At 39.9% G+C, this 24,468-nt stretch carries 22 protein-coding genes; 14 read left to right on the top strand and 8 right to left on the bottom strand.

Going from position 1 to position 24,468, the window contains the following annotated elements; genetic code table 11:
- The first annotated feature begins 319 nt into the window (after nt 1–319).
- The 13 genes from ACMKPP_RS04415 (at nt 320) to ACMKPP_RS04355 (ending at nt 16,209) form a co-directional block, all read left to right on the top strand.
- Entirely contained in the window at nt 320–5,278 is a 4,959-nt protein-coding gene (locus tag ACMKPP_RS04415) for an ESPR-type extended signal peptide-containing protein (protein WP_418369328.1), read from the top strand.
- Between the two features lie 517 nt (nt 5,279–5,795).
- Nucleotides 5,796–6,281, top strand: a complete 486-nt coding sequence (locus ACMKPP_RS04410; RefSeq protein WP_004694271.1) for a GNAT family N-acetyltransferase — start codon at nt 5,796–5,798, stop codon at nt 6,279–6,281.
- A gap of 208 nt (nt 6,282–6,489) precedes the next feature.
- The gene (locus ACMKPP_RS04405) at nt 6,490–7,239 is read left to right on the top strand and encodes a DUF969 domain-containing protein (protein ID WP_418369327.1); all 750 of its coding nucleotides are present in this window, start codon (nt 6,490–6,492) and stop codon (nt 7,237–7,239) included.
- Nucleotide 7,240: 1 nt separating this feature from the next.
- Nucleotides 7,241–8,170, top strand: a complete 930-nt coding sequence (locus tag ACMKPP_RS04400; RefSeq protein WP_221741573.1) for a DUF979 domain-containing protein — start codon at nt 7,241–7,243, stop codon at nt 8,168–8,170.
- A gap of 147 nt (nt 8,171–8,317) precedes the next feature.
- Complete coding sequence (gene pcp / locus ACMKPP_RS04395) at nt 8,318–8,971, top strand: pyroglutamyl-peptidase I (RefSeq protein WP_418369326.1); 654 nt, start codon at nt 8,318–8,320, stop codon at nt 8,969–8,971.
- A gap of 265 nt (nt 8,972–9,236) precedes the next feature.
- Nucleotides 9,237–10,352, top strand: coding sequence for a glutathione S-transferase C-terminal domain-containing protein (locus tag ACMKPP_RS04390; protein WP_418369325.1), 1,116 nt, complete (start codon nt 9,237–9,239; stop codon nt 10,350–10,352).
- Between the two features lie 122 nt (nt 10,353–10,474).
- A complete protein-coding gene (locus ACMKPP_RS04385; protein ID WP_418369324.1) occupies nt 10,475–11,968 on the top strand; it encodes an MmgE/PrpD family protein in 1,494 nt (497 codons plus the stop codon).
- Nucleotides 11,961–12,800 (top strand): transporter substrate-binding domain-containing protein, encoded by an 840-nt coding sequence (locus tag ACMKPP_RS04380; RefSeq protein ID WP_021147573.1) that lies wholly within the window; start codon nt 11,961–11,963, stop codon nt 12,798–12,800. The genes ACMKPP_RS04385 and ACMKPP_RS04380 overlap by 8 nt, the downstream gene beginning before the upstream one ends.
- Nucleotides 12,801–12,855: 55 nt before the next feature.
- Nucleotides 12,856–13,572 carry an amino acid ABC transporter permease gene (locus ACMKPP_RS04375; RefSeq protein ID WP_004694255.1) on the top strand — a complete coding sequence of 239 codons (717 nt, stop codon included), beginning with the start codon at nt 12,856–12,858 and terminating at the stop codon, nt 13,570–13,572.
- 6 nt (nt 13,573–13,578) lie between these two features.
- A complete protein-coding gene (locus tag ACMKPP_RS04370; protein ID WP_287550019.1) occupies nt 13,579–14,295 on the top strand; it encodes an amino acid ABC transporter permease in 717 nt (238 codons plus the stop codon).
- The gene (locus ACMKPP_RS04365; protein WP_060919253.1) at nt 14,292–15,065 is read left to right on the top strand and encodes an amino acid ABC transporter ATP-binding protein; all 774 of its coding nucleotides are present in this window, start codon (nt 14,292–14,294) and stop codon (nt 15,063–15,065) included. The genes ACMKPP_RS04370 and ACMKPP_RS04365 overlap by 4 nt, the downstream gene beginning before the upstream one ends.
- A 129-nt stretch (nt 15,066–15,194) precedes the next feature.
- Nucleotides 15,195–15,677 (top strand): GNAT family N-acetyltransferase, encoded by a 483-nt coding sequence (locus tag ACMKPP_RS04360; protein ID WP_418369323.1) that lies wholly within the window; start codon nt 15,195–15,197, stop codon nt 15,675–15,677.
- A gap of 133 nt (nt 15,678–15,810) precedes the next feature.
- Complete coding sequence (locus ACMKPP_RS04355) at nt 15,811–16,209, top strand: hypothetical protein (protein WP_004694245.1); 399 nt, start codon at nt 15,811–15,813, stop codon at nt 16,207–16,209.
- A gap of 54 nt (nt 16,210–16,263) precedes the next feature.
- Here ACMKPP_RS04355 and rbsB read toward each other — a convergent pair whose 3' ends face one another.
- The 8 genes from rbsB to ACMKPP_RS04315 form a co-directional block, all read right to left on the bottom strand.
- A complete protein-coding gene (rbsB, locus tag ACMKPP_RS04350) occupies nt 16,264–17,166 on the bottom strand; it encodes a ribose ABC transporter substrate-binding protein RbsB (RefSeq protein WP_004694244.1) in 903 nt (300 codons plus the stop codon).
- Nucleotides 17,167–17,175: 9 nt separating this feature from the next.
- Nucleotides 17,176–18,111, bottom strand: coding sequence for an ABC transporter permease (locus ACMKPP_RS04345; protein WP_004694241.1), 936 nt, complete (start codon nt 18,109–18,111; stop codon nt 17,176–17,178).
- Nucleotides 18,111–19,592 carry a sugar ABC transporter ATP-binding protein gene (locus ACMKPP_RS04340; RefSeq protein ID WP_004694239.1) on the bottom strand — a complete coding sequence of 494 codons (1,482 nt, stop codon included), beginning with the start codon at nt 19,590–19,592 and terminating at the stop codon, nt 18,111–18,113. Before ACMKPP_RS04340 ends, ACMKPP_RS04345 begins: the two co-directional genes overlap by 1 nt.
- A 134-nt stretch (nt 19,593–19,726) precedes the next feature.
- A complete protein-coding gene (gene rbsD / locus ACMKPP_RS04335) occupies nt 19,727–20,140 on the bottom strand; it encodes a D-ribose pyranase (RefSeq protein ID WP_215676193.1) in 414 nt (137 codons plus the stop codon).
- Between the two features lie 191 nt (nt 20,141–20,331).
- Nucleotides 20,332–21,219 (bottom strand): ribokinase, encoded by an 888-nt coding sequence (rbsK, locus tag ACMKPP_RS04330; RefSeq protein ID WP_316101910.1) that lies wholly within the window; start codon nt 21,217–21,219, stop codon nt 20,332–20,334.
- A gap of 322 nt (nt 21,220–21,541) precedes the next feature.
- Nucleotides 21,542–21,724 carry a hypothetical protein gene (locus ACMKPP_RS04325; protein WP_012863713.1) on the bottom strand — a complete coding sequence of 61 codons (183 nt, stop codon included), beginning with the start codon at nt 21,722–21,724 and terminating at the stop codon, nt 21,542–21,544.
- Nucleotides 21,725–21,760: 36 nt separating this feature from the next.
- The gene (locus ACMKPP_RS04320) at nt 21,761–22,417 is read right to left on the bottom strand and encodes an NAD(P)H-binding protein (RefSeq protein WP_101928639.1); all 657 of its coding nucleotides are present in this window, start codon (nt 22,415–22,417) and stop codon (nt 21,761–21,763) included.
- A gap of 108 nt (nt 22,418–22,525) precedes the next feature.
- Entirely contained in the window at nt 22,526–23,047 is a 522-nt protein-coding gene (locus ACMKPP_RS04315; RefSeq protein ID WP_287550015.1) for a cysteine hydrolase family protein, read from the bottom strand.
- Nucleotides 23,048–23,403: 356 nt separating this feature from the next.
- Between ACMKPP_RS04315 and ACMKPP_RS04310 the strand changes: the two genes are divergently transcribed.
- A complete protein-coding gene (locus ACMKPP_RS04310; protein WP_105086827.1) occupies nt 23,404–24,339 on the top strand; it encodes an Abi family protein in 936 nt (311 codons plus the stop codon).
- Nucleotides 24,340–24,468: the final 129 nt, after the last annotated feature.

The following is a 24,468-nucleotide window of genomic DNA, read 5'->3' as shown; positions in this document are numbered from 1 at the left end:
CCTTTTCAGATGTTTTTCTTTATGTTATAATGAAATTTAAAAAAGACTGCCTTGATTTATATGGTTTTTCTACAAAACTTTTACAAATCAAAGTAGCCTTATTTTGTTTTCTAGCACTATAAATAGAATTGCATAATAATTAAGATTTTGGGGTTCTTGAATTATTATTATAATAATAATGTAATAATGATTTTAAAATATATACTTACCTGTTTTTGAAGAGGTGTTTTTGGCAGAGAGTATATATCTTTTATCTTAATATATAGTGTATTTTTAGTGTAATTAGTTAGTGTAACAGAAAAAATTTAGGAGGAGTGTTATGAACCGGATTTATAAAGTCATTTGGAGTCGGGTGAAAAAATGTTATGTGGTTGTTTCGGAATTTGCCAATAATCGTGGAAAAATCAGCGGAAGTGGTGGAACGAGTGCGTGTACTGTTTTATGTGCACTTGCATTGGTGGGAAGTATAGCACTGCCATTGAACACTGTTCATGCAGTAATTCCTGAAGGAACAGGATCAGGTATATCATTGGGAAATGGAACTGAGACAGGATCTGATCCTAATAATGTGGCAATAGGTGGTTATGCTAAGTCTTTAGGTGCAGTTGCTTTGGCGATAGGTGCTCATAGTAATTCTTCGGCTCAATATTCGACTGCTCTTGGTGGAGGCTCAAATGCTACGGCTCAAAATGCTACTGCTATTGGTGGCGTAGCATATGCATCAGCTAAAAATGCAGTTGCTGTAGGTGCAAATGCTAAAGCTTCTGGAGAATATGCTGCTGCTATTGGTGGAGACGCAAAAGCGGATAAGACTCATGCTATTGCTATTGGTAGCGTTGCTCATGCTCAAGAAGAATCTTCTTTGGCGATGGGAAGTTTAGCGAAAGCTACAAATACCTATGCTTATGCAATTGGTGGTAATGCGCAGGCAAAGGGAAGATGGTCTATTGCTATGGGAACAAATGCGGTGGCTGAAGATGATGCTAGTGTGGCGATTGGAACATGGTCAAATGCTACGAGTGGGCAGTCTGCAGCTGTTGGCTATCAAGCCAAAGCAAAAGCTTTAGGAGCAACGGCACTTGGTAGACTCACGAATGTTACTGCAGTAGATGGCACTGCCATAGGGTCTTCGACTTCTGTTACTGGATTAAATGGTACCTCAATAGGTAATAAGGCTAACGTAACAGTAAAGAATGGTGTAGCTATCGGTAATGAAGCAAATGCAAAGAATGAAAATGCTGTAGCTATCGGTTCTGGATCTGAAACTGCAACAGCAGTTGGTACTACGTCTGAAACGGTCAATGGAGAAATACATAATTTTGCAGGCATTAATCCTACTTCTACAGTAAGTGTTGGCAAGACAGGTGTAGAGCGTACCATTACTAACGTAGCAGCTGGACGTCTTTCTGCTACATCTACCGATGCTATAAATGGTAGCCAATTATATGCGGTGAATACTGAAGTGAATAAAGGCGTAGTGTATGCAGGTGATGTAAAGGCTGCAGGAGCTACGGATAATAAATTTATTCAAAGACTAGGTGCACAAACTAATGTTGTTGGCGGGGTAACAGATGTATCTAAATTGAGCGACAACAATATTGGTGTGGTATCCGATGGAATAAATACGCTGAATGTTAAATTGGCTAAAGAACTTAACAATCTGACTAGTGTAACAACTGGTAATACGGTTATGAATACTGACGGTGTGACTATTACCGGAGGTCCAAAAATCGTAAAAGATGGTATTAATGCGGGGAACAAACAGATTACAGGCGTTGCTAGCGGTGGAGATGTCATTACAAATGGTGCTAATATCGGAGATATCAACCGTATCGTTGATGCAAAGGATAAATACGTGACCGGTGGTACAGCAACTTATCAAGCTAATGGTGACGGCATTGCAAATCTAACCGGTACAAACGGTTTGACCGCTAATGTGACAGGCCTTAAAAATAACTTTGTTACAAGTGGTAGTGTATCCAATGATGGTAAAACTTTGACATTGGAACGTAACGATACAGGTAAAGTCAATGTTGATTTGAGTAATGTATTTACCGAAGTGGGAAAAGGGGACTATCGTTTGGTAGCAAACCCTGATTTAAATAGCCAAGGTAAATATAAAGTTGACAGTGATGGCAACATGGTATTGACTGTAGCTAATGATAAAGGCGATAAAAAACAAGTTACATTGACAGATATCGCATCCAAAGTACAACAAGATACCAATACAACAAATATCACAAATATCAATACTACTATTGCAAAAGGATTGAACTTCGCTGGTGATACTGGTACAGATATTAATAAGCAATTGGGTGATAAGTTATCTATTAAGGGTGGTGCTTCTGCGGACTTGACAGATAATAATATTGGTGTAGAATCTGATGGTACTCAACTAAATGTTAAACTTAAAAAAGATATTAACTTAGGGCCTGATGGTAGCTTGGCTATTAATGGGAAGACTTATGTCAATAAAGATGGTTTGAATGCGGGTGGTCAAAAAATTACTAATGTAGTAGCAGGTACTGCTGGAACTGATGCTGTCAATGTGGATCAATTAAATGCCGCCATTGGTGGTACAGCCAAAGCAACAACTGTAAAAGCTAAAGATGCTAACGTAACCGTTACAGAAGGAGTTAACGCTGCTGGCGGTAAAGAATATACAGTTGGATTAGGCGATAAGGTTACTCTCGGTTCAGATGCTGATAAACAAGTCGTTGTAGATGGTACTACTGGTACGATTACAGCTGGAAATAAGGTTACAATTCATGGTACAACAGGTGATATTAAGGCGGGAATAGTTAAAATAACTGGCGCCGGTACGGTAAATGAATTGACTAACCGTATATGGGATATCGATAATCCTACAGTTGTACATGGTCAAGCAGCAACAGAAGACCAATTAAAATATGTTAGTGACGGTGTAAAAAATAATAAAAATGATATTACAAATATCAATAAAACCATTGTAAAAGGCTTAAACTTCAAAGGCGACGATACAACTGTTATCAATAAACAATTAGGTGAACAGTTAGATATCAAAGGTGGTGCCGATACTAATAAACTGTCTGATGACAATATTGGTGTAGTATCTGCAAATGGTGCACTTAATGTTAAATTAGCAAAAGAATTGAAAAATCTGACTAGCGTAACTACAGGCGATACTGTTATGAACACGGATGGCTTGACTATAAATGGTGGTCCTAAGATTCTTAAGAACGGCATCGATGCAGGAAATAAGAAGATTACTAATGTAGCGGCTGGCACTGATAACACGGATGCAGTAAACGTTGGTCAACTGAAAGACGCTATTGCAGCAGGTAAGACTATTCTTAAAGATGGTAAAAATACAACCGTTGAAGGTGATGGCTCAGCTGCTAATCCTTACAAAGTTAATGTAAATGATGATCTAGTGCTTGGTAAGAAAGGCACTGATGGCAAAGACGGTTCCATTGGAGTTAACGGTAAAGATGGTTCAGCTGTTGTTATCAATGGTAAAGATGGATCTATTGGTTTGAATGGCAAGGATGGTAATAACGCTATTTCTATCAAGGGGGGCGAGGGAAAATCTGGTATTGATGGCAAAAATATTACTCGCTTAGTAATCGAAGAAAAGAATGGCGACAAGCATGATGTTGCAACTTTAGATGACGGTATGAAGTATGGCGGTGATACAGGCGCTGTTATCAAGAAGAAACTTAACGAACAAGTGAATGTAGTCGGTGGTATTACCGATGTAAGTAAATTGACTACTGATGACAATATCGGTGTTATATCCGATGGTGATAGCAACTTGAAAGTTCGTCTAGCTAAGGACTTGAAAGGTTTGAACAGTGTAACTACCGGTGATACTGTTATGAATACTGATGGATTGACTATTAATGGTGGTCCTAAGATTGTTAAGACTGGTATCGATGCAGGTGGAAAGAAGATTACTAATGTCGCTGACGGTACTGATGTTACAGATGCAGTAAATGTGAGTCAATTGAGTAAAGCGGTAGCTGGGGCTACAACAAAACTAGAGAATGGTAAAAATACAACAGTAACCTCTACAACTAATAATGATGGATCTAAGACTTATAAAGTAAACCTCAATGATGATATTACTCTTGGAACAGATCCTAATAAGCAAATTTCTATTAAGGGTTCTGAAGGAACAATCCAAGCAGGTAAAGTAACTGTTAATGGCACAGGCGGTACAGTGAATAACTTGACTAACAAGGCTTGGGATCCTGCTAACATAACTAGTGGTCAAGCGGCAACAGAAGATCAATTGAAGGCCGTAGCTAGTGGGGCAGGTAAATACTCTTCTGTATCGGAAGGTAACAATATTAGCGTAATTAAAGGGACAAATGCAATCGGTGGTGTAGACTATAAAGTATCTGTAATCGATGCACCGACATTTAAATCTGTAACAACTGGTAATACCGTGATGAACAATAGTGGCTTGACAATTAAGAATGGTCCTAGCATCACAGAAACTGGTATCAATGCAGGTAATAAGAAAATCACTAATGTTGCAGCAGGTACGTCTGATACGGATGCGGTTAATGTAAGTCAATTAAAAGAAATCGGTGGAAATATCAAGAATATTGATGGTCGTATGAATAGAGTTGGTGCAGGGGCAGCCGCATTGGCAGCACTTCATCCTCTAGACTTCGATCCTGATGATAAATGGGATATCGCTGCAGGTTATGGTAACTATAAAGATGCTCATGCAGCTTCAATCGGTGCATTCTATCGTCCAAATGAAGATACTCTATTTAGTGTAGGTGGTTCTTTTGGCGGCGGTGAAAATATGTTGAATGCTGGTGTTAGCATGAAAATTGGTCAAGGCAATCATGTGTCCACTTCTAGAGTAGCAATGGCGAAAGAAATCAAAGATCTTCGCGCCGAGCTTGAAAATGTGAAGGGCATACTCATGAAGGTTTCTGAGGGTAAACAGCTCAACTCTTTGGATTTGGATAAGATGCAACTTTTCCCAGATATACCTGAAAATCATTGGGCATACGACTATGTGGCGACATTAGCAGGTAATGGTATTATTGTGGGGTATCCAGACGGTAAATTTGGTGGAGATCGTATGATGACTCGTTATGAAATGGCTGCATTAATTTACAGGGCTATTCAAAACGGTGCTGTCGCCGATGATCAAATGGTTAGAGCACTTAAAGAATTCCAACCAGAACTTGAACGTATTAGAGTAGATACTATTTCTAAACATAAAGATGGTACGCCTGATATTCAACGTGTTCGCGTTATTAAAGGTCGCGGTTAATAGAATCGAAAGATTTTCATATGAAAAAAATCTGTTTTATTGTGATTGGATGTTCAATGATAGGTCGTAAATATATCATTTATAACGTATAATTTTAAAAGTGTTTTAAAAAGATTTTGAGTTATGTCTCCTTATATGTATAATACTACTATTAAGGAGACATAATTTATTTTTGCTATCCGTCAAATATTACAATTTTATCTTACGAGTATTTTTTGACACCAATCATTTTATGGTTGGTGTCATTCTTTTTGATTAAAAATAGAATACGTAATATAAATCTATCAATATGGCGCAGCTGATAACTTATTTGTCTCAATAGTTTTATCTTGTTATTAGTTTCTTCTGTGTATATATTATGGCACTTCATATAAAATTTTCTTTATGGGTATTATAATTTTATATAATATTTATGTAATTATATTGCAAATAAATACATATAGGTGTATAATTGCTTTCATAAAGTGAATTAATATTCGTAGTTTGTGAATAAAAATATAGATATGAGGGAAAGACCATGAAAGAATTTAGACAATTAACAGTAGCAGACACAGCAGAATATCATAAGGTATTAATCGACGGTTACGCAGCTATAAAAGACTATCCCATTAGCTTCGACGCTATTGATTTTACGGAAGAGGAATCTAAGGAGTGGATTGAAAATTATCCTGTATACGGCTTGTATATTGATGGGCAATTAGTTAGTTCTATTACGTTTTGTATGCCTTGGGTGAAATACTCAACGCCGGATAAATATCCGCATATTGCTCATTTTGTAACGGCACCAGCTTTCAAAGGTAAAGGATATGCACGGGAAGTCTTGGGCTATGCAGAGGAGCTTTTAAAAGAACAGTTTAAAACACATATTGTTACATTAGGAACGGCTAAGGAGCATCCGTGGTTGCCTAAAATGTATGAATCCTTTGGGTTTACGGCGTATGATAAGGTTCATTTTAGAGGAAAACAGCATACAACTATATTATTCAAGAAAGAATTAAATTAATTAAGAAAGCGTTATATTAATTACGTAAATTACCTTGTACTTTATTTGAGTGTTTTATGCTCTGATCGCAGATCAGGGACATTCACTAAATTTAGATACAAGGTATTTTTTTGTGTAAGATTATGACTATTCAGTATATAATATATACATATAACGTATCTTTATGGTTATATGTATTATGGATGATTTGTAGAAAGGATGTGTCCATATGTTGATTTTGTCTGGTATTTTAGTGATGGTCATCGGTCTGATGCTGCGCTTTAATGCCTTGTTAGTTGTCGTAGCCGCAGGCTTTGTAACGGGCCTTGCAGGTGGTCTCAGTATTAACGATATCGTTGGTGCTATTGGAGAGGCCTTTGTTAAAAATCGTTATATGTCATTATTTATTTTGATTTTACCTGTTATTGGTCTTATGGAACGTCACGGCTTGCGTGAACGGGCAGAAATTTTGATTGGCAAGATCAACGCTGCTACGGCAGGTCGTATCTTTATGATTTACTTATTTGTGCGTCAAGTAACTGTAGCCTTTGGCATTAACATGTCCGGTATGGTTGCTATGGTTCGTCCATTGATTGCTCCTATGAGTGAAGCTGCGATAGCTCAAGGCCGTCCAGTATCTCAACGTACGCTTGATAAGGTGCGCGGTGTGGCTGCTTCTGCAGATAATATAGGTAACTTCTTCGGTCAAAACTTATTCCTTGCTGCTGGTGGGTTATTACTCATCAAAGGCGTTATGGAACAATTAGGTTATTCTGTAGAATTAACAGATATGGTATTGTACGGATTGCCAACTGCTGTTTGTGCCTATATCGTTAACTTTATTCGCTTTATTATCTTTGATAAAACAATTCAAGCCTCTGTAGCTCGTGACGAAGCGGATATGAAAGCTGGTAAATTAGTACCTAATGAGTTAAATATTCTTGTTACACCAGAAGAATTGAAGAAGGAGGCTGAATAATATGTTAGAAATATTCTATAAAATGCAGCCCTTAGATTACGTATATCTTCTCGTAGGGATTATTCTATTTATCTTTGCTATTCAATCATTTCTAGATAAAGAACATAAATATCGCATTGGTACAGGCTTATTTTGGCTCTTATATAGCGTATCCTTTATCTTTGGTTCTTATCTCTCCAAGGAAATTAATGGCTGGCTTGTCATTGCTATGGCAGCTATTGTATTAGTAAAACAACTCGGCAAAGGCCATTACTTTGAATCTCCTATCGAATTCAAAAAAGGCGAAGCTGTTCGTATTGGCAATGTTATCTTTGTACCAGCATTACTTGTTGGTATTATTACATTCTTCATCGGCTTCTTTACTAAGTTAGGCGCTCTTGTTGGTCTAGGTATTGCCGCAATCATCGCTATGTGTGCTGCTCTTTACATTACAAAGGGCGAACTTAACCAAGGTTTCCATGAAGGCCGTCGACTTATTGATGCTATCAGTTGGACTGCTATTTTGTCCCAGTTATTAGCAGCTCTTGGCTATCTATTTAATTTGGCTGGCGTTGGTAAACTTATCTCCAGTGCAGTCGCAAGTGTAGTACCAGCAGATAATGTATTCCTCGTTGTTGTGGCATATTGCATCGGTATGGTTATCTTTACAATGATTATGGGTAACGCATTTGCCGCATTTGCAATGATTACAAGTGCCATCGGTATCCCTATGCTCGTTGTAGCTCATGGTGCTAACCCAGCTGCTGTCGGTGCTATTGCAATGCTTGCTGGCTATTGCGGTACTTTGATGACACCTATGGCGGCCAACTTTAATATCGTACCGGTAGCGCTCCTTGAAATGCGCGACCAATACGGCGTTATTAAAGCACAACTTCCAATTGCATTGATCATGCTTGTATTGAATATTCTATTAATGTATTACTTTATTTAACCCTTTTCTGTGAAAGCACGATATTCTTTTGAGTCTGTATAATATATATTTATAGACTCGCATTATATATCGCTGAGTCTATCAGTATTTTTATGAAAATGAATGCTGATTCTTATGCATCATAGAATATCGTTATGAGGTAGTGTGATGAAAACAATTTTAATTACCGGCTTTGATCCATTCGGCGGTGAACCTATTAATCCGGCTTGGGAAGCGGTAAAAACAATGGATGGTTATACTGATGGTGACTACAAGGTAGTGACTCAAATGGTTCCTACTATTCGTTATAAATCTGTTGATACTGTAAAAGCAGCAGCTGAACAGTGTCAACCAGATTTCATTCTCTGTGTGGGTCAAGCAGGTGGTCGCCCAGATATTACAGTGGAACGCATTGCTATTAACTGTGACGATTTCCGCATTCCAGATAATGGGGGCAACCAACCGGAAGATGAACCTGTTGTAGCCGATGGTCCTAGTGCCTATTTTGCGACATTGCCCATAAAAAACATCGTCAATGCGTTTCATCAAAACGGTATTCCTGCTAAGGTTTCCAATACAGCGGGAACCTTTGTATGCAATCACTTGATGTATGGTGTATGTCACTATGCAGCGCAAAAGGGCAATATTAAGGCGGGCTTTATGCATATCCCATACCTGCCATCCCAAGTGGTGGATAAACCAAATCAACCAAGCATGGCTGTTGAAACTGTACGTGCCACATTGGAAACCATCGTTCATGTATTAGCTCATGGTGAAAGTTACAAGGCACAAGATATTAACTATACAACACCGCACGAATAAAAAATATTACCAATACTAGTGTTTGTTTAATACACATAATCTAAATAAAGCTCGAGTTATATCTAGAAACGATATAACTCGAGTTTTTTGTTTGTAATAGATATTATAAATTTTAAATACCCATTATTGACATAGGTTTTTAAATAATATAATATAGGTTTATATTCATATCGAGTTAGTAGGAATAATTGAGGAATATCACAAAAGCTTTCACCATAAAAAGTGAAATAAAGCTAATGGGGATGACCTTTATAAGGAGTATAGAATGAGTGAACACGTAGATGTAAGTAAAATCAAGGATCCTACCATTGCGGCGGCTCGTAAAGAAGTTGAGTTTCAACGAGCTATGAATCCTTGTCCCATCGATTTTTCTGAGTTTCAATCTAGTAACCCTCGTTCTCAAGGGGAGCAGAAGGAGTATGAAGGTAAAGATGCATCGAATTTTAACCGTCGTCAAAAATATTCTGATAGTGAAGAGCCTCAATTCACAACACCTTTTGGCAGTGAACCAGGGCTTCTACCTGTAGAAAAGGACCGTTACCGCCTTGTATGGTCTAAGCATTGCCCTTGGGCTCACCGTATTGCTATTGCTATCGATTTGCTTGGCCTAGATAAGGTAATCTCTAAAGGCGCTGTTGATCCATTGCGTCCAGCCGGTGTAATTGCAAACTGGTTCTTCACCCTTGATAAGGATGAAAAAGATCCAGTGTTGGGCATTCACTCCTTAGGTGAAGCGTACCGCAAAGGCGACCCTAACTACGATGCACGCTCCACAGTACCAGCTATCGTAGATGTTACAACAGGTGCGGTAGTAAATAATGACTACCATGCGTTGACTACGGAATTGGCATTGGGCTTTAAAGATTTTGTGTCCCCTGATGCACCAGATATTTATCCTGAGGAATTGCGTGCTGACATCGATGCGTTGAACGTAATCATCTACGCTGATTTTAACTTGGCTGTCAATCTAGCAGCCCTCGTAACGAACCAAAAAGATTACGAATACTACTATGATCGTATCTTTGCTCGCTTAGATTGGCTCGAAGAGCGCCTTAGCAAGCAACGTTACTTAATGGGTGATACCATTACAGATCCAGATATCCGTATTTTCCCAACATTAGCGCGCTTTGACCTCGTGTTCTACCAAAAATACTTGGTGAATAAAAAACGCCTCGTAGACTATCCAAACCTTTGGAACTACGCGAAGGACTTGTACTCCAACCCAGCATTTGGCGGTACAACAGACTTCGACTCCATGCGTAAACGTTTCTACTATGTAGATCATACGCCATTTGAGGATCTACCACGCCTCGTTCCAAAAGGACCAGACGATTCCATTTGGTTAGAACCAAATGACCGGGCTGAAAAATTTGGTAAATAAAATAGACGGTAAATTCATATGTTGGATGAGCCGTATTTAGTACATCTTTTACTATGAAATCTGATACATTACTGACGAATCGATCAATATATTTAATTATAGATAACTGAAAGGAAGGCTCCATGGATTCCGTAACACAGACGATTGTGAACTACATAGAACAAACGGATGTGACGAACCGTGAGGACCTCCTGTCAGTGGCTCGCATTGCCTTCCTAGATTATCTAGCATCCTTAGCACCAGCAGAGAACAAACAAGCCGTTCGAGACTTGGCTCGGTTCATAGGAGCTAAGTCATCTATAGGATTGGATGTTGGCCGTCATATGAACTCCTCTGTTTTCAGTGGCAAGGTTATATCAGCGGGCAATACTGGCTTAGCAATAGAGAATGTATCTAAGGTTGATAAGGCCTTATATTATGGCTTTGCCTCCCATTATTTAGATTCTGATGACGCCCAGGCAAATCTAGCAGGTCATTTCAGTACTGTTTTATACTCTGCTTTACTGGCAGTGCTCGAGCCGACGGATACATGGCACGAATTCTTTCGGGCCTATATCATCGGTGCCGAGTTAGAAGGGATTATTGGTTCCCTTATCAATCCTGCCCATCGGACCCAAGGATGGCATTCTACGGGGACCGTTGGTGTTATTGGGGCGGCGGCCGCTATAGGCGCTTTGCGAGGCCTTCATGGTGAAAGCTTGGCTCAGCTCCTGTCTTTGGCTGCTACTCAATCGGCGGGCATGTTCTTTCAAAGTGGCACAGATGGTAAGCCGCTCCATGCGGGACTGGCGGCACGCAATGGCGTATGGGCTTACGAACTGTTACAACATACATCACTGCGAATAAGTACAAAACCTTTTGACCCCAAACGGGGTTGGTTTAAAACTATCGGTAATATTACCGTTACATCAAATGACATTGCTGGTCGTTGGCTAGCACCAGGGCAACTCATTGATCCTGGTTTATGGATGAAAGTCCACCCGTATTGCTCGGCAGCTATTTGTGGCGCTGAAGCAGCAGAAATCGTGGCATATAGTATATATACTACATCTTCTTCGTATGTGTCTAAGCACTACAACGTTTCACCAGATGCAGAGGAGCAAGGTAAACGTAGACTATGTGCCACCCCCGTTTCTTCCCTTTGGGATGAGATAGATCGAGTGACTGTTCACTTCCCACCTGGTGCTGATGCGGCATTGCGTTATACATCGCCAAAAACAGGTCGAGAAGGACAATTTTCCATAGAGTATGTCGTGTACCAAGTCCTCGCTTATGGGGAGGTACAGGACGAGTTGTTTAAGATAGATACCATAGACCAATCAGTGCGAGACTGTATGTCGCGCATAGAGCGTGTCTATGACTTGCCGAAGGTATCTCAAACAGAGCGGATTACGAAAGTAACCGTTACACTGAAAAATGGTGATACTTTCACAGAAACGGTGAACAATCCTAAAGGATCGCCGAAAAATCCTCTTACTATGGAGGATATACGCATTAAATTAGGTCTCACCTTGGAGGCTGAGCAAATAGATAGAGTTATTGAGGCTTTCACCCATACCAACGAGGTGGAGCCATTCCTGCAAACATTGCGAAAAGAAGGAGTTTTACATGTTTAATACAAAGAAATTAACGAAATTATTCGCCATCGGCGCATTGGCACTAGGCGTGCTCGTCGTAGCTGGTTGTGGCGACGACACATCTAAGGACGCAAAGGTAAATCCAGATGCTAAAGTGATTAACGTAGCTACACGCGGTACAGTTCGCCCGTATTCTTACACAGATGATAATGGCAACCTTACTGGTTTTGACGTAGAATTGTTGAAAGAAATTGAACGTCGTAATCCAGATCTTCACTTCAACTTCAAACCAATGGCCGTTGATGCTGCCTTCGTAGCGATGGACGCAGGTCAAGTGGATATGATTGCAAACCAAATGCGTCGCAATCCTACACGTGAAGCAAAATACTACTACACAAATGAGGTTAACAACTACTCTACACGCAAATTAGTAGTTAAAAACGACCGCAACGACATCTCTAAATTGGATGATTTGAAAGGCAAAAAGATCGCCGTTACCACATCCTCTGAGTTCAACGAATTAGTAAAACAATTCAACGAAACGGCAAATCCTCAAATCGAGGTTATCTATACAGATAAAGCGGGTGCTGAAACATTGAATCTCGTTGCTACAGGTCGTGCTGATGCAGCCGGTGAATACGAATACGTTATTAACTCTGCTATTAAAGATCGTGGCTTGCCACTCAAAGCCGTAGGTGATGTATTGGCCGTAGTACCAACTTACTTCTTGTCTAAACGTACAGATGACATGAAACAAGTAAACGAAAAAATCGATAAAACTATGAAAGAAATGCGTGCAGATGGTACGTTGAAAAAACTTTCTGAACAATATCTTGGTGGGGATTACACATTCGATCCAACACAAAAATAACGAATAGGCCGCCTTGGCGGCCTTATTCTATTATGTCTAGAAGCGAGGTGCTACTGTGGGCAAGTATTTTGATGTGTCCTACATGATCCAAGCGTTTCCACAGCTCTTGAATTATGTGCATGTAACGGTATTAATCACCGTTATTTCTGCCATCTTAGGTGTTATTTTGGGCTCTATCATAGCCATCATTCGCCTCAAGAAGGTACCAGTATTAAACCAATTATTTATCGTATTTATCTCCTTTATGCGGGGCACTCCGTTCTTGGTACAGCTCTTCCTTATTTACTTTGGGGTACCAGAAATCATGTCCCACATGGGGCTTAACATGAAAAATGTGCCAGGCCTCGTATTTGTGTATGCTGTGTTTACTTTGCATATCGCAGCTTATAGTGCTGAAATCATGCGCTCCAGTATCGATGCGGTCTCTCCTGGTGAGAAAGAAGCCGCTAAAAGTCTTGGTATGACTGAGTTCCAAAGCTATGTGCGCATCATCTTGCCGCAGGCTTTCACCATGAGCATTCCGCCGTTGACGAACCTCGTTATTGGCATGTTGAAAGGAACGGCGCTCATCTTTAATGTCGGCGTTGTCGATATGATGCGTAAGGCGGACCTTATGGGCGGCAATAGTCAGCGCTATCTTGAGCTATTCGTCGATGCGGCCATCATTTATGGTATTCTAATTATCATCGTGTCCCTCTTGGGCCGATTGCTTGAAAAACGTTTTACCGTTGCGGGCAAGGAAACGCAACGCATTTTGATCAGTGAGGAGTAGGGGCGTATGGGACATATAATTGATTCAACCTATATTTATGGCACCTTCTTTGCTGTCATTCCTTATGTGAAAGTAACCCTCATGATTACCTTCCTCAGCGTTGGTTTGGGTACAATCCTAGGATTATTAAGTTGCGTGCTACAACAAAACAAAGTACCTGTACTCAGTCAGCTCAGTTACTTGTACGTATTATTGTGTCGTAGTATTCCGAACATGGTTCTCTTATACCTCGTGTACTATGGCTTGCCAATTCTGTTCCTCGCATTAGAGGATCAAACAGGCGTGCATGTGCCCTTTGAAAAGGTACCAGCTACCTTCGTAGCCGTTGTGGGCTTAACTTTGCACACAGGGGCGTATTTGAGTGAAATCTTCCGTGCTGCCTTACAATCGGTACCGAAAGGGCAAATGGAAGCGGCTCAGGCCATCGGTATGACTTGGTTCCAAGCGTTCCGTCGTATCGTGTTGCCACAAGCTACAGTCTTTGCATTGCCACTATTTACTAATCAGTTCCTTAACACCATGAAGAGTACGAGCATTGTATTCGTTATCACTGTTATTGAATTGTTCGGCGCTGCAAAGTTATATACAGAGGAAAATTCACAGTATTTTGAGGCCTACATCGTGGTGGCCGGTCTGTTCTGGGTGATGGGGATTGTCTTTGAATTTATCTTCCATCGTTTAGAAATCTATGCAAGCAAGTATAAACGAGGTAATGTATTATGATAGATATTAAACAAGTTCACAAATCCTTCGGGAACCGTGAAATTTTAAAGGGCATCGACTTACATGTACCAACGGGGTCTGTAACGGTTATCCTTGGCCCATCCGGTAGTGGTAAGACGACGTTCCTTAGAACATTGAATTTCCTTGAAAAGGCCGATGCAGGGACAATGCAATTAAATGATATTTCTGTAGACTTACATAAAGCATCTAACAAGGAAATCTTAAACGTACGCCGTAATACATCCATGGTGTTCCAGTCTTATAACTTGTTCTCTAATAAGACAGTAATTGAAAATATCATGGAAGGCCTTGTAACAGTTAAAAAGATGAAAAAATCTCAAGCCCGTGAAATCGCTCAACGCTTCCTCAAGGAAGTAGGCATGGAAGGCTATGATGATTACTATCCGGTACAATTATCTGGGGGCCAACAACAACGTATTGGAATCGCTCGTGCCCTTGCGATGGACCCAGAGGTCATCCTCTTTGACGAACCTACCTCTGCTCTCGACCCTGAACTCGTAGGCGAAGTATTGGCTGTTATCCGCAAGATTGCAAAAGAGTTAAAGGTAACGATGATTATCGTAACTCACGAAATTGGCTTTGCCAAAGAAGTGGCCGACCAAGTCGTATTCATGGAAGGCGGCGTTATTGTAGAACAAGGGGACCCTAAGGTTGTCCTTGAACATCCGAAAGAAGAACGAACACGCAAATTCTTGAGCCGTTACCTTACACTAGATAGCGAATTGCCTCTTGATAGCGCAGCTTTATAAATAGTACTGCTCTATAAAAATACTGCTCTATAAATAATGCAGAGCATAATAATGCGTGCTATCCTAGTAATATAGAAATTCATGGCGACCTAATATTTTTAGAATTAGGTCGCTTTAAACGAGGTACATATGAAAGAATTTAGACAATTAACCGTAGATGATGCGGCTGAATATCACGAGGTGTTAATTGCAGGATATGCGGAGAATAAGAACTACCCTATATCCTTCGATGCTATTAACTTTAGCCCAGAAGAATCTCGGGTGTGGATCTTAAAATATCCTGTATTTGGTCTCTACGTAGATGGTTCCTTAGTATGCTCTATTTCATTCCGCATGCCTTGGATTCCCAAAGCTACGCCAGACGTATATCCGCACATTGCACACTTTGTGACAGCCCCTGAATATAAGGGAAAGGGCTATGCTCGTGAAGTTTTAACTGAAGCAGAAAATCTACTGCGCAATGTATATAAAACACCAGCCGTAACACTAGGTACTGCTGCAGAACACCCATGGCTTGCCAAAATGTATGAAGGCTTTGGCTTTAAAGAATATAAACGGAAACAACTACCTGGAAAGGTACATACGACCATATTCTTTAAGAAAACACTGTAATAAGAACTCTAATTTTAAAGTCCTACCATACAAATAGCGACTAGTTAAGATAATCAACTAGTCGCTATTTTATTTTTACATATAGTTACGTTATAATAAATGAAATTGTTTTTGTCTGTGGAGTGTGAATAGTATGTATGAAATCGTAAATGAACCAAATTTAACAATAGCTTTTGATATGGATGTAGAGTTATCTGAATTTGGTGTGTTTGGCGTATATATTAAACGAGGCTATAATATCTGTTCTGGCTATATTGATCCTAGCGATTGGTCCGGAATTCGTAAAGGCTATCAAGAATTAGTCGATTTGTATGAGAAGTGTAAAGGCAAAGCAACCTTTACCCATGTATTAACTGGAGAAGGGGATACCTTAACATTCTCGTTAGATCAAAAGGGTGCATTGGCGATAGATGTTACTATCTGTACTACTTATAATTACAAATGTAATATGACAATTGAAAGTTTAGATCAAACATATTTGCCAAAGTTTATTGAGTTTTTCAAAGAATTTTTGGAACGAGAGCCAAAATAAAAAGAGTCGCATCAAAGGATGCGACTCTTTTTTGTACCCAGTTTCTATTTACAATTATTTTGTAACAACTTTAAGATCTACAGGGATTTTAGCTTCTACAGCTTCGCCTTTGATAACTTTTTGAGCTGTATCAATAGCGATTTTACCCATTTGGTCCGGTTGTTGCGCAATTGTTGCAGCCAATGTGCCGTCTTTAACAGCTTTGTCTGCATCAGCAGTACCGTCAAAGCCTACGATGAAGATTGTTTTGCCTGCGGATTTAGCTGCTTGGATAGCGCCTAATGCCATTTCGTCGTTATGAGCGAAGATAGCTTGTACATCAGGGTTAGCTTGCAAAATGTTTGTTGCTACGTTTAAACCTTTTGTACGGTCGAAGTCAGCACTTTGTTTTGCTACTACTGTTAAGTCTTTGTCAGCTACGTTGTGGAAACCTTGGCCGCGTTCACGTGTGGCGGAAGCACCAGGGATACCTTCGATTTCTGCAACTTTTGCAGCTTTGCCTACTTTTTCAGCGATAAGTTGAGCGGCCATTTCGCCGCCTTTTACGTTATCGGAAGCGATGTGAGCTACTACTTTGCCTTTATCAGCAGAGCGGTCAACAGTGATTACAGGAATGTTTTTAGCATTTGCTGCTTCTACGGAAGTAGAGATAGCTGCAGAGTCTACAGGGTTGATGATCAATACAGAAACACCGCTTTCAAGTAAGTCGGAAATATCGTTTGCTTGTTTTGCAGGGTCATTTTGAGCATCAACGATTTTAACTTTAAGACCAAGCGCTTTAGCTTGAGCCTCAACGCCTTCCTTCATAGTTACGAAGAATGGGTTGTTCAATGTGGAAACAGAGAAGCCGATTGTGCCGGATTTTTTGTCGCCGCCGTTATCAGCGCTTTTACCACAGCCTGCTACAAGACCGATAACCATGATAGCCATCGCCAACAGTAACAATAGTTTTTTCATAGGAACCTCCTAGGCTTTCTTGCGGTCTGCAAGAACCGCCAATAAAATGACAATACCTTTTACAACTTGTTGATAGAAACTGGAAACGTCGAGAATATTTAACCCGTTGTTGAGGGTACCGATAATGAGGGCACCAATTAATGTGCCAACAATATGACCACGACCACCAGCAAGGCTTGTGCCGCCAAGAACCACCGCTGCGATAGCGTCAAGTTCATAGCCTGCACCTGCTGTCGGTTGTGCAGAGTTAAGACGAGAGGTGATGATTGCACCGGCGATACCACAGAGCATACCTGTTAAGGCATACACAAAGATTTTAACGCGGTCAATCTTGATACCAGCAATGTAACTTACCTTTTCACTACCACCTACGGCGTATGTTTTACGGCCTAAGGATGTGCGGCTCAATACGAACCAGAGGATGATGAAAGCAAGGAACATTGTGATAGCTGGAACTGGAAGGCCTGCAATATCCCCTTGGCCAAAGCCGTGGAATAGAGGGTCTTGGGTAAGGCCAGAGATTGGGTTACCATCAGTGAATACCAAAGTGGCACCACGGTAGATGGTCATGGTCGCCAAGGTAGCAATAAATGGAGCTACGCGGCCATAGGTAATAACGAGACCGTTAATCCCACCCAATACGAGGCCCGCACCTGCGGCTAACACGATAGCCAATACAGGGTCAGTACCAGTTACAATGAGGTTTGCCATCACTGCACTGGAGAGGGCGAGGATGGAACCAACGGATAAGTCGATACCGCCCGTTAAGATGACAAAGGTCATACCGAAGGCGATGATCGCATTGATGGATACTTGGCGCAACAAGTTACGCAAGTTAGAGAATTCAAGGAAACTGTCGTTCATGACAGAGATAATCACAAATAATAGGATGAGGCCGATGAGGGGGCCTAATTTTTTTACATATTGTAGAGCTTTGCTGTCCATTATTGTCCTCCTGTGGCTAATGTCATAATCGATTCTGGTGTTGCATCGCTACGGTCCAAGATACCTGCTACACGACCTTCATGAATGACCATAACGCGGTCGCTCATGCCGAGCACTTCAGGTAACTCAGAGGACACCATGATAATGGACACACCATCGTTCGTTAATTCGTTCATTAAATCATAAATATCACGTTTCGCGCCGATATCGATACCCCGTGTCGGTTCATCCATGATGATAATGGATGGTTTTTTACCGACCCATTTCGCGATAACCACCTTTTGTTGGTTACCACCGGATAGGGACGATGCTGGTTCGTGAATAGATTGTGTTTTAACGCCCAGTTTTTTAGACAATTCGTCAGCAAAAGACGTAAGTTTGCCCTTATCTAGTACATGAGAGGGGCAAATTTCGCCAAGGTTCGGCAATGTAATATTGGAACCGATGGAGAAATCGAGAATCAAGCCTTCGCTCTTTCTATTTTCTGTGATGAAAGCAATCCCAGCCTTGATGGCATCTTCTGGTTTTTTACAGTTTAGGACGGAGCCGTTTACTGTTACGGTGCCGCCGTTGTGTTTATCTACACCGAAAATGGCGCGCATAATTTCTGTACGGCCAGCGCCCATGAGACCTGCTACGCCGAGAATTTCCCCTTTACGCAAGGAGAAGGAAATGTCATTATCAAAACCTTCTGGTTTAAGGTTATCCACGCTCATAACCACATCGCCCGGTGTTGTAGTACGAGCAGGGTAGAACTCGTCGATGGAACGGCCTACCATGTGACGTACCACTTCGTCTACGGAAATATCAGATGTTGGTTTAGTGATAATTGTGTGACCATCACGCATAACCGTAATTGTGTCACATTCGCTAAATACCTCTTCCATGCGGTGAGAAATATATACGATAGCAACGCCGCGTGCTTTCATTTTGCGCATCATGTTGAACAATGTCGCCGTTTCACGCTCTGTGAGGGCTGCTGTCGGTTCGTCCATGATGACAACCTTTGCATCTAACATCAAGATACGAAGGATTTCCGTCATTTGTTGGTGACCAACGGAGCAAAGGCCTGCTTCTGTTGTGAGTGGCAATTCGATGCCTAGTTCGCGGCATGTGTTTTCAGCCTCAGTGAGCATCGCCTTTTTGTCGAGCATACCAAATTTGTTGTGCTTTGGTCTCATTAAATATAGATTTTCTAACAATGTTAGATTTGGCCAAATGTTAAGCTCTTGGTGGATGAAGGCCACACCGTTTAGCTCGGCCTCTCTCGGGTTCGGGAAGGTGCGCTCTACACCGTCGATGGTGATGGTACCAGCATCCGCCTTGTGAATACCGGTGAGGATATTCATGAGGGTAGACTTGCCGGCCCCATTTTCGCCCATCAAGGCGTGAACCTCGCCCTCCTTGAGGGTAATACTTACATCGCGCAACACTTGGTTTGTACCAAATGCCTTCGCAATGCCTGACATAACAATTTCCATAACTACTCCTATATATTGGGTGAAAGTGTCTCTTGATGTATGTAATAGATTTGATAGTTAATTTTACATGCCCAGTGACCTAATTTATAGGTTTGGATGCTTAGTTTATAAAACTACTTGGTTAATCTGTTGTTCTATGGACGATCGCTGAAAATACAATCGGCACGTAAGATAATGTTTGCATACGGAGATGCTTCACCAGTTCGAATGATGCACTTGCATTGTTTCGTGGCTTCTTTGAAAGCATCGTGGCTTGTTTCAATCCATTCGTATTGATCAGATGGGAAGGTAGACTCTAAGAAGGCGTAAGCCTTAGGATTATTTTCTTTAATTTCTGTTGCCACATGAATCGCTTCGGATTTCATATGTTTAGCGATGATGGATACTACTTGCTCAAAGCTGGGTACACCAAAATCCAAGGCTAAATCAATTTTTTGAACCCCTTCAGGTACCGGTAAGCCACAATCAGAGATACAAATGGTATCCGTGTGACCAAGATCTGCCAAAACCTTAGCAATATGGCTATTTAAAATGCCGTGTCGTTGCATAGATAACTCCTTTTTCTATTCTAATGAATGAGGTTTTAACGCCTCATTCATTAACTCCCTTTGTTATATAGAGGGCAGATGTATTCGTTGCATGAGAATGTATAGCTTGTATTGAATAGACCTTTCAAAGCGACTTTGGCCCTGCGAAGGCAGACCTGGCCAGTGGAGCTTTTAAAGGTCTATTCAATATGCTAACTCTTTGCCAAGAATGCAGCGACCTCGTCCTTTGTTGGCATGCCACCTTGAGCCCCCAAGCGTTGGATGGAGAGGGCAGCTGCTGCATTGCCGTAGTGTAGAGCATCGGCTAAGCTTTTACCATTAACAATAGCCGTTGCAAAGGCGCCGTTAAAAGTATCGCCAGCGCCTGTTGTATCTACGGGCTCAACCTTGAAGCCAGGTACGATGTGGATTTCACCGTTGTCCGCATATCCTACGCCCTTGCTACCAAGGGTAACGATGATTTTGTTTTCGTTAGCTAGTAAGGTCTCCTCTGTAGATCGGTTAGGGTAGAGCGCAGATAGCTCATGTTCGTTTGGCGTAATATAGGTTGCTAATTTTAACCATTCCGAATCGAGGTCGGCTGCAGGAGCAGGATTTAAGAGGACTTTCACATTCGCCTTGTGACAACGACGAACGATGTATTCAATAGTTGGAATAGGAATCTCGTTTTGCACCATTACAAGATCGGCTTGCTCGATAGCAGACCAAGCGTTATCTACTACGGACTGGTCTACCTTAGCATTAGCACCTGCAATCACGATGATGCTATTATCGCCTTCAGCTAATGTAATGTGTGCTGTACCGGTTGTAGTGTTCGGTACCGTAACGATGTAATCTGTATTGATGAAATTTTCTTTTAAATTATCTAAAATCATTTGGCCGTATGTATCTTCACCGATACAGCCGACCATCGTGACCTCTGCACCTAGACGAGCCGCAGCCACCGCTTGGTTTGCGCCCTTGCCACCGTGAGCGATGTGCAATTCGTTGCCCATAATTGTTTCGCCTGCAGTAGGGCGTTTATCCGCGAGGACTACAATATCCATGTTGCAACTGCCAATAACAACAATGCGATTCATAATAACTCCTTAATAAGCCTCTACCCTAACTGGGACTAAAAATGACTATCATTTATTTTTATACATAAAACTTAGGGTGTTTTATACAATAAGTTGCATATATAAATATAATTGATAATCTAAGAGGCATTTGCTTTCACATACCTATAAGTGTATATTAATCATTTATTAGTATAGCGTAAATACGTGAGTTTATCTATATAAATATCTATAAAATGTAGGAATAAAAAAGGTATACCCAAAATCTATGTTACATGAGTAAAAATGTACTCTTTAGATCTTGGATATACCTTATTATTAAAGAATTAATATATTATACTATTTATATTTTATCTAACATTTTATCTATACTATCAAAAGATTTCTCTAAAGATAGAATACGACCTTGAATGATGTCATTTTGGCCTTGTACAAGAGCAGATAATATATCTACCTTAGCTTGTAAAATATTAGTTGCATTATCGTCAATATTTATTGTATTACTGTAGCTTTTATCTATTTTCATAATCTATCAGACCTTTATTGTTAATATAACTATATATTAGTGAAAGCTTGGTTTGTCATAGTGTGTACCTGGTTCACCTACACCGATGCTTGTGCGGTGGAAAGGCGTTTCATCCGTAGCGTGTAAGATATCAAAGATAGCTTTTACCACTGCTTCGCGTGAAACTTGGGCATCGTTGAATTGAGCCCCTTCAGGGATGAGTTCGTAATCGGTTTTCTCTGGATCATTGTAGAGCCATGTGAGGCGCAAGATGGTGTAATTTAAATTGGATTCGCGCAATACGTTGCGTGCTTGGCGCTCACCTTGAACATAGCTAATCGGTAAGTTGTCGAAGGTCCATTTTTCAAGTGCTACAGGGAATTCACCAGAAAGCCCAGCCATGGACACACCGATAACACGGCGTATATTTTTGCGGCTCAACGCTTTCACGATGGACGCCATATCACTGCCAGACTCCATAGCACCTACAAATACAATCTCCGCATTTGTTACAGCTTGTTCTAATTTTCCAGGATTTTGGAACGAACCTTCAATCACTGTAACGCGTTCATGGTCGATAATCTCTGGAGGTATACGTGTTTTCAACTGACGACCATATAATGTAATGTGCATATCTGTATATGTTAATAGTGTAGCAGTCAACTTTTGAGCTATTTGGCCCGCAGCTCCTAAAATCGTAATATACTTATACATAAAAAAGACCTCCTATGTTCGGGCATAAATATTTAATGAAATTTTAACATACATATATGACAAATACGTGAGAAAAAATTATAAAAATCTTTGTATTATTTTCGTAATTTAATTGATACTTAACATTTCGTTTGTTGTTTTTAGCTGTGCAAATCGATTCCGCCAAATCTTTTCTTTGTAAAAGGATAGGATTGTATCGGCGGATAGATGATCATTATCAAAGGTTGAGATAGCATCTTCGACGATGGTGATTTTATAACCATATTCAAAGCCTACTTTTACAGATGTATCAATGCAAAATTCCACCTGCATTCCTACGAATGTCAAATCGGTAATACTTTTACTATCTAAATATTCCTTTAACTCACTATCTTTGAAGATGCTATTGTAATATTTATTGAAAATCTTTTCGTTTTCTTGAGGGTTTAATTCGTGATAGACCTGCCAATTATCACTACCCGTTGCTAATAAGCCTTCATCTTCAGAATGCCTGATAAAAATGACTTCTATATTTTGATCTCTAAAATGTTGAATGATTGCTTTTGTATTTGAGATAAAGTTTTTCGCATTGTAAGGGTTTTCCTTAACTAAGCCTTCTTGAATATCGATTACGATTAATGCCTGTGCCATTATGAACCTCCCTGATAAGGTAAATGATGAGTTTATTATAATTATAGTGAAATACTAAATAATATATGGAGATTATAATAATTATACACCAAGATAGAGGAGGTATTTATTATTGCCTTTAGACTGGTTCGCGACGTAGTCGCGAATTATAAAACCATCCACTATGCGGGTGCGGCAACAAAAGTTATACAAAAAGTCACTTTGCTTAAGTAGAATGTAGGTGTTTAAGCCATATTATATGTAAAAGAAAGATGATTTTTCAATAGAGTAGAATATATTTAAGAAGTGGTATAATTGTATATATAAATTTTGCTTTTGGTTTGTGTGTGGTTGGTTATTTTGAAGGGAGCGACTGTATGTCAGATGGTCCGTTTTTAACACCAAGAGAACAGATAGAGCATAGTATATCCAAAGGTATTACCTTTGATAATATTACTGAAGTGGAAGCAGAACAATATTTAGTAGAGAATAATAACTACTTTAAACTTAGAGCCTTTAGGAAGAACTTCTTAAAATCCTCAAAATCTGGAAAATATGTAAATTTAGATTTTAGCTATTTAATAGATTTAGCATGTATTGATAATAGATTGAGACGAATCATGTTAGAAATGGCTATAGGGATTGAGCATTTTTCCAAAGTTCATTTATTATCTATTTTACAGCAGAATAATATTGATCCCTATGATGTAGTTGAGGAATATATGAATCAGCTAGAGAAATCTAATTTTGAACAATTACAGCATGACTTATGGAAAAATAGTGGTAGCTTATATTGTGGTAATTTATATGCTAAATATATTGATGATCAAAATAAACGTTGTCCAGTATGGGCTTTTCTAGAAATGATTTCCTTTGGACAGTATTTATACTTCTACAAATATTGTGCAGAATTATTGCAAAATATTGAGATTACAGAACGATTATACTTAATGTATACAGTTAAAAGTTTGCGGAATGCATGTGCTCATAATAATTGTATTATCAATGATATAAATTCTACACATAATAAACGTATTAATGCTGATTTACAACGTGAATGTGCTAAATTTATAAAATCACCATCAAGTAGACGTAGACATTTGGGACATATTTCTACCTATCAAATCTTAACTACGATGTATGCTCATCAAAGAATATGTATTAGTACTGGTGTTCATAAACATATATGTGGTGAATTAGATGAACTTAAGAAACGCTTTTTTCGAGATAATGATTATAGGTTGAATGATAATATAAAAGCTACATTTGATGTGCTTATTAGAGCTATTGACACATGGTTCCACATAAGGTAATATTTAAGTACATAGAAAAACCATTTTTGGTTTCAAGCGGCAGCATCGTTAATTCGGTGTTGCTTTATTTTTTATATAGGCGCCCTCAAGGGTGCTTTTTTGTTGTATTGAAATCTATAAAAGTGGTAT

It is taken from the genome of Veillonella parvula (genome assembly GCF_048309325.1).
GTDB classification, from domain to species: domain Bacteria; phylum Bacillota; class Negativicutes; order Veillonellales; family Veillonellaceae; genus Veillonella; species Veillonella parvula_T.
Note: the sequence above shows the minus strand (reverse complement) of the source record. Positions and strands in the feature narration are given on the sequence as shown.

Excerpts from the sequence above, each read along its gene's own strand:
- rbsK (WP_316101910.1), bottom strand. The coding sequence starts at position 21,219 with ATGAATCGCATTGTTGTTATTGGCAGTTGCAACATGGATATTGTAGTC.
- pcp (WP_418369326.1), top strand. The coding sequence starts at position 8,318 with ATGAAAACAATTTTAATTACCGGCTTTGATCCATTCGGCGGTGAACCT.
- ACMKPP_RS04315 (WP_287550015.1), bottom strand. The coding sequence starts at position 23,047 with ATGGCACAGGCATTAATCGTAATCGATATTCAAGAAGGCTTAGTTAAG.
- ACMKPP_RS04410 (WP_004694271.1), top strand. The coding sequence starts at position 5,796 with ATGAAAGAATTTAGACAATTAACAGTAGCAGACACAGCAGAATATCAT.
- ACMKPP_RS04310 (WP_105086827.1), top strand. The coding sequence starts at position 23,404 with ATGTCAGATGGTCCGTTTTTAACACCAAGAGAACAGATAGAGCATAGT.
- rbsD (WP_215676193.1), bottom strand. The coding sequence starts at position 20,140 with ATGCAACGACACGGCATTTTAAATAGCCATATTGCTAAGGTTTTGGCA.
- ACMKPP_RS04380 (WP_021147573.1), top strand. The coding sequence starts at position 11,961 with ATGTTTAATACAAAGAAATTAACGAAATTATTCGCCATCGGCGCATTG.
- ACMKPP_RS04365 (WP_060919253.1), top strand. The coding sequence starts at position 14,292 with ATGATAGATATTAAACAAGTTCACAAATCCTTCGGGAACCGTGAAATT.
- ACMKPP_RS04320 (WP_101928639.1), bottom strand. The coding sequence starts at position 22,417 with ATGTATAAGTATATTACGATTTTAGGAGCTGCGGGCCAAATAGCTCAA.
- ACMKPP_RS04415 (WP_418369328.1), top strand. The coding sequence starts at position 320 with ATGAACCGGATTTATAAAGTCATTTGGAGTCGGGTGAAAAAATGTTAT.
- ACMKPP_RS04340 (WP_004694239.1), bottom strand. The coding sequence starts at position 19,592 with ATGGAAATTGTTATGTCAGGCATTGCGAAGGCATTTGGTACAAACCAA.
- ACMKPP_RS04355 (WP_004694245.1), top strand. The coding sequence starts at position 15,811 with ATGTATGAAATCGTAAATGAACCAAATTTAACAATAGCTTTTGATATG.
- rbsB (WP_004694244.1), bottom strand. The coding sequence starts at position 17,166 with ATGAAAAAACTATTGTTACTGTTGGCGATGGCTATCATGGTTATCGGT.
- ACMKPP_RS04325 (WP_012863713.1), bottom strand. The coding sequence starts at position 21,724 with ATGAAAATAGATAAAAGCTACAGTAATACAATAAATATTGACGATAAT.
- ACMKPP_RS04405 (WP_418369327.1), top strand. The coding sequence starts at position 6,490 with ATGTTGATTTTGTCTGGTATTTTAGTGATGGTCATCGGTCTGATGCTG.
- ACMKPP_RS04390 (WP_418369325.1), top strand. The coding sequence starts at position 9,237 with ATGAGTGAACACGTAGATGTAAGTAAAATCAAGGATCCTACCATTGCG.
- ACMKPP_RS04370 (WP_287550019.1), top strand. The coding sequence starts at position 13,579 with ATGGGACATATAATTGATTCAACCTATATTTATGGCACCTTCTTTGCT.
- ACMKPP_RS04345 (WP_004694241.1), bottom strand. The coding sequence starts at position 18,111 with ATGGACAGCAAAGCTCTACAATATGTAAAAAAATTAGGCCCCCTCATC.
- ACMKPP_RS04360 (WP_418369323.1), top strand. The coding sequence starts at position 15,195 with ATGAAAGAATTTAGACAATTAACCGTAGATGATGCGGCTGAATATCAC.
- ACMKPP_RS04385 (WP_418369324.1), top strand. The coding sequence starts at position 10,475 with ATGGATTCCGTAACACAGACGATTGTGAACTACATAGAACAAACGGAT.
- ACMKPP_RS04400 (WP_221741573.1), top strand. The coding sequence starts at position 7,241 with ATGTTAGAAATATTCTATAAAATGCAGCCCTTAGATTACGTATATCTT.